Origin of the sequence: Streptomyces sp. UNOC14_S4 (genome assembly GCF_020740835.1) — a bacterium.
Classification (GTDB): Bacteria; Actinomycetota; Actinomycetes; order Streptomycetales; family Streptomycetaceae; genus Streptomyces.
The window spans coordinates 1-5,037 of the sequence record NZ_JAINFC010000534.1 but is presented as its reverse complement, the minus strand read 5'-3'; the positions used below and the strand labels follow the sequence as shown (position 1 = coordinate 5,037).

Annotated in this window: 2 protein-coding genes; one reads left to right on the top strand and one right to left on the bottom strand. The window is 73.7% G+C overall.

From position 1 onward, the window contains the following. Positions 1-792: NAD(P)-dependent oxidoreductase (locus tag K6I34_RS31375; protein ID WP_229331258.1), on the bottom strand; the 792-nt coding region annotated here is incomplete at its 3' end. A 346-nt stretch (positions 793-1,138) separates the two neighbouring features. Between K6I34_RS31375 and K6I34_RS31370 the strand changes: the two genes are divergently transcribed. Further along, positions 1,139-5,037 (top strand): helix-turn-helix domain-containing protein (locus tag K6I34_RS31370; protein WP_229331256.1); only part of this gene is annotated, 3,899 nt, incomplete at its 3' end.

Below are 5,037 nucleotides of genomic sequence, written 5' to 3'. Positions count from 1 at the left end.
CCCCAGCGGAGCCAGGAGTTCCGGGCTCAGGCCCTGGGATTCGGCGGTGGTGAGGAGGTTGGGGAAGGCCGCCGCCTGCATGGCGGTGTTGGAGACGACGCCCGTCGCGTAGTCGCCCGTCTCGATCTGGTGGGCGTAGTGCGGGACGCCCGCCGCCATGCCCGTGATCCACTGCTGGAGCAGCGGAGCGAACTCCTCCGCCTGTACACCCGCCGTTCCGACCAGGGCCAGGGCGTGGAAGACGCCCGCGAACATGCCGTACATGGCGCTGAGCAGCGCGATGTCCTGGAGGGCCGCCAGGCCCGGGTCCGTGCCCACGAAGCGGGGTGCGCCCAGGAGTTCCAGGGCCGGGGCGTAGGTGTCGAACGCCTCGCGCGAGCCGCTGTAGAGCAGGAACGCCTGCTCCGTGCCGATGCCCGGCGGGATGGCCATGATGCCGCCGTCGACGTACGCGATGCCGTGGCCGTCCGCCCACGCCGCCATCTCGCGTGCCTGCTCGGGCGTGCCGTTGGTGAGGTTCACCAGGGTGCGCCCGGCCAGCTTCGCGGCGACCGGGTCCAGGGTCTCGTGCACCGAGTCGTAGTCGAGGAGGCAGGCGACCACCAGCTCGCTCGCGGTCACCGCGGCGGCCACGTCCTCGGCGGCGGTCGCCCCCAGGGCGAGCAGCGGCTCGGCCTTGCCCGGGGTGCGGTTCCACACCGTCGTCGGGAGGCCGCCCGTGAGGAACGCCGTCGCCAGTGCCTTGCCCATCGCGCCGAGGCCGAGGACGGTGACGGGGGTAGCCGTGGTCATGGGAAAGCTCCAGTTCAGAGGGGGTGTGCGGGGCTCGGTGCGCCTCCATCAGGTTCGCCCACGGCCCCCGCCGCCTCAAGTACGCACAAAAAAGTGGGCACTTACCTTCAGGTGCGTACGCCCAAACGTTGCAAGGGGCACTTGCCCGGCCGGTGCCCTCGGGTCGACGCTGTGAGCCCGCACCCCCGTAGCGGGCTCACAGCGTGCACCCCCGCCTCCGCGGGGTACGTCCAGTAGTTCAGCCCCCAGGCGCCCCGCGCGCCCAGGGGTTTCCCGTTTCCTTCTGCCGACAGGAGACTGGGAAACCGGCGACGACCTGCGGTGATGCCCCGGCGAAAGGCAGGCCATGTCAGTGGACGACCAGCGGCGGCACGAGCACCGCGGTTCCGCGGCCGAGGCCTTCGGGTCCTCCGAGACCTCCGCCCCGGAAGCCCCCGAGGCCCCGGAGACCGCTCGCGCCGGGGAGCTCCTGCGGAAACTCCGGCAGGAGCATGGCGTGTCACTGGCCGGGCTGTCCGCGCGGGCCTTCTACAGCAAGGGCTATCTGAGCAAGGTCGAGAACGGCGACAAGCCCCTGACCCTGGACCTCGCGCGCGCCTGCGACCAGGCGTTGGACACCGGCGGAGCCCTCGAACGGCTCGTGCCGGAAGCGGACGATCCGCGACGGAACACCGGCCCCGGCACCAGTACCGCCCCGCAGGACGACGCCGCGTGCCCGTACCGCGGCCTGTCCGCGTTCGGCTCCGAGGACGCCCGCTGGTTCTTCGGGCGGGAGCAGGCCACCGCCGCCCTGATCGCGCAGCTCACCCGGCACCTGGGCGGCGCCGGGCCGTTGCTGGTCGTCGCCCCGTCGGGCACCGGGAAGTCCTCCCTGCTGCGCGCCGGGCTGATACCGGCCCTGGCGCGCGGTGTCCTGCCGGCGCCCGGCGCGGGCACGTGGCGGCCGGTACTGCTCACGCCGGGGGAGCACCCCGTCGGCGAACTCCTGGCGCTGCTGGCCCGGGCCACGGGAGCGGCGCACTCCGAACTCTCCGGGGCCTGGGCCGACTCCCCGCAGCGGTTCGCCGCCACGGTGCGCGACCGTACGGGTCAGACCACTGGGGCGACGGCCCCGGTCCGGCTCGCGCTCGTGGTGGACCAGTTCGAGGAGCTCTTCACCCTCTGCCAGGACCAGCACGAACGACGCACCTTCATCGGGATGCTGCACACGCTGGCCACCGCCCCTGAACCCGGACCGGAGGACACCCCGGCCTGCCTCGCCGTGCTGGGCATCCGCGCCGACTTCTACGGGCACTGCCTGGCCCACCCCGAACTGGTCGCGGCGCTGCGGCACGGCCACGTCCCCCTCGGGCCGATGAACGCGGCCCAGTTGCGGGAGGCCATCACGGGCCCGGCCGAGCGGGCGGGTCTTTCGGTGGAACCGGGGCTCGTGGAGCTGCTGTTACGGGACGCGGGCATGGCCCTGGGTGCGACCCTGGACACCGCCGGGAACAGCCCCGCCACCCCACGGGCCGGAGTGCTGCCCCTCCTCTCCCACGCCCTCCTGGCCACCTGGCAGCAGCGCACGGACTCCACGCTGACCGTGGACGGCTACAAGCTGACCGGCGGCATCTCCGGGGCCGTGGCCACCACGGCCGAGCACGCCTACACCGCGCTGCCCCCGGAGCAACAGCCCGTCGCGCGCAGGCTGTTGCTCCACCTGGTCCACCTCGACGGCGCGGGCGAGACCGGGCGCCGTATGGAGCACCGCCGTCTGCTGGAGCGGGACCCGGCCCCGGAGGCGGCCGCGGCGGTCCTCGACATGTTCGCCCGCGCCCGCCTGCTGACGCTGGACGCCGACCACGTGGAACTCGCCCACGAGGCCCTCCTGCGCGCCTGGCCCCGGCTGCGCGAGTGGATCGACGCGGACCGCGCGGGCCTGCACGTACGGCAGTCGCTCCTGGAGGCGGCCGAGACCTGGGAGGGCGAAGGGCGCGACGCGGCCCTGCTCTACCGGGGCACCCGCCTGGCCGTCGCCCGCGAATGGGCCGCCGACCCCGCGCACCACGCCACCCTGGGCCCCGTGGCACGGGCGTTCCTCGACACCGGCACCGCCCACGAGACCGCCGAGCGGAAACGCGAACGCTCCCACACCAGACGCCTGCGCCAGCTGCTCGGCAGCCTCGCCGTCCTCCTGGCCCTGGAGCTGATCGCCACGGGCATCGCCCTCTGGCAGCGGCAGACCGCGATCGCCGCGCAGCACCAGGCCCAGTCCCGGCAGACGGCCGCCCAGTCCAGCGCCCTGATCGGCTCCGACCCCGACCTGGCCTCGCTGCTGGCCATCGCGGCCCACCGGATCAGCCCCACGGGCGAGGCCACCGCCGGCCTCTACACGGCCGCCGCGCTCCCGCTCCGCCACCGCCTCACGGGGCACTTGGGCCAGGTGACGTCGGTGGCGTTCGGCCCCGGCGGCAAGCTGCTCGCCTCCGGCGGCCAGGACGGGACCGTACGCCTGTGGGACGCCGCGACGGGCCGCACCCGCACGGTGCTGGAGGGGCACTCCGGCGAGGTGACGTCGGTCGCGTTCGGCGGTCCGGGCGGCGGAACGCTCGCCTCCAGCGGCCGGGACGGGACGGTGCGGCTGTGGGACGTGCGGTCGGGCGCGGTCCGTACGGTCCTGACGGGACACTCCGGCCAGGTGACCTCGGTCGCCTTCAGCCCCGACGGCAGGACCCTCGCCACGGGCGGCCAGGACAAGTCGGCGCGGCTGTGGGACGTGGCCTCCGGCAAGGCGCGCGGCACGCTCACCGGCCATACGGACATGGTGACGTCGGTGGCGTTCGGCCCGGACGGCAGGACTCTCGCCACAGGCGGTCTCGACGGGACGGCGCGGCTGTGGGACGTCGCGGAGGGGAAAGCCCGGGACACCCTGCTCAAGCACCCCGACCAGGTGATGTCGGTGGCCTTCGGTCCCGACGGCAGAACTCTCGCCACGGGCGGCCTCGACAAGCTGGTGCGGCTGTGGGACACCGACTCGGGCAAGGTGCGCGGCACGCTCTCCGGCCACACGGACATGATCACGTCCGTGGCCTTCGGTCCCGACGGCAGAACGCTCGCCTCCGGTGGCCTGGACAAGACGGTACGGCTGTGGGACGTGGCGGCCGGCGAGCCGCGTACCGTCCTCACCGGCCACACCAACCACGTGATGTCCGTGGCGTTCGGCCCCGACGGCAGGACGCTGGCCACGGGCAGTCTGGACACGACGGTGCGGCTGTGGGACGCGGCCGCCGGTGAACCCCGGAAAATCCTCACGGGCCACACCGGTCACGTCACTTCGGTGGCGTTCAGCCCGGACGGCAGGACGCTGGCCACGGGCGGCCTCGACAAGACGGTGCGGCTGTGGGACGTGGCCTCGGGCAGGGCACGCGGCACGCTCTCCGGCCATACGGACATGGTCACGGCGGTGGCCTTCGGCCCGGACGGCGGAACGCTCGCCTCCAGTGGTCAGGACGGGACGGTGCGGCTGTGGGACGTACGGTCGGGCCGTACGCGCGAGGTGCTGGAGGGGCACTCGGGCCAGGTGACGTCGGTGGCGTTCGGCCCGGACGGCAGGACCCTCGCCTCCAGTGGTCAGGACGGGACCGTACGGCTGTGGGACGTGCGGTCCGGCCGTGCGCGCGGAGTGCTGGAGGAGCGCTCCGGCCAGGTGACGTCCGTGGCGTTCAGCCCCGACGGCAGGACCCTCGCCACCGGCAGCGGCACCACCGTACGGCTGTGGGACGCGGACACCGGCAAGGTCCGCGAAGCCCTCACCGGCCACAACGACTTCGTCACCGCGGTGGTGTTCAGCCCCGACGGCCGCACCCTCGCCTCCAGCAGCCACGACGAGACCGTACGGCTGTGGGACGTGGCCTCCGGCCGGAACCGCAAGGTCCTCACCGGCCACACCAGCCATGTGACGTCGGTCGTGTTCAGCCCCGACGGGCGGACCCTCGCCACCGGCAGCGGCGACCGGACCGTACGGCTGTGGGACGTGGCCGCGGGCAGGTCCCGCAACGTCCTCACCGCCCGCGACGACTCCATGGCGGTGGCCTTCGGCCCGGACGGCAGGACCCTCGCCACCAGCGGACCCGACGACACCGCGCAGCTGTGGGACGTGGACCTCCCCGACGCGCACGAAGCGAGCAGAAGGATCTGCCAGGCCCTCCGACGCGACTTCACCAAGAACGAACGGTCCTCGTACCTACGGGGCCTGGGGATCCACCC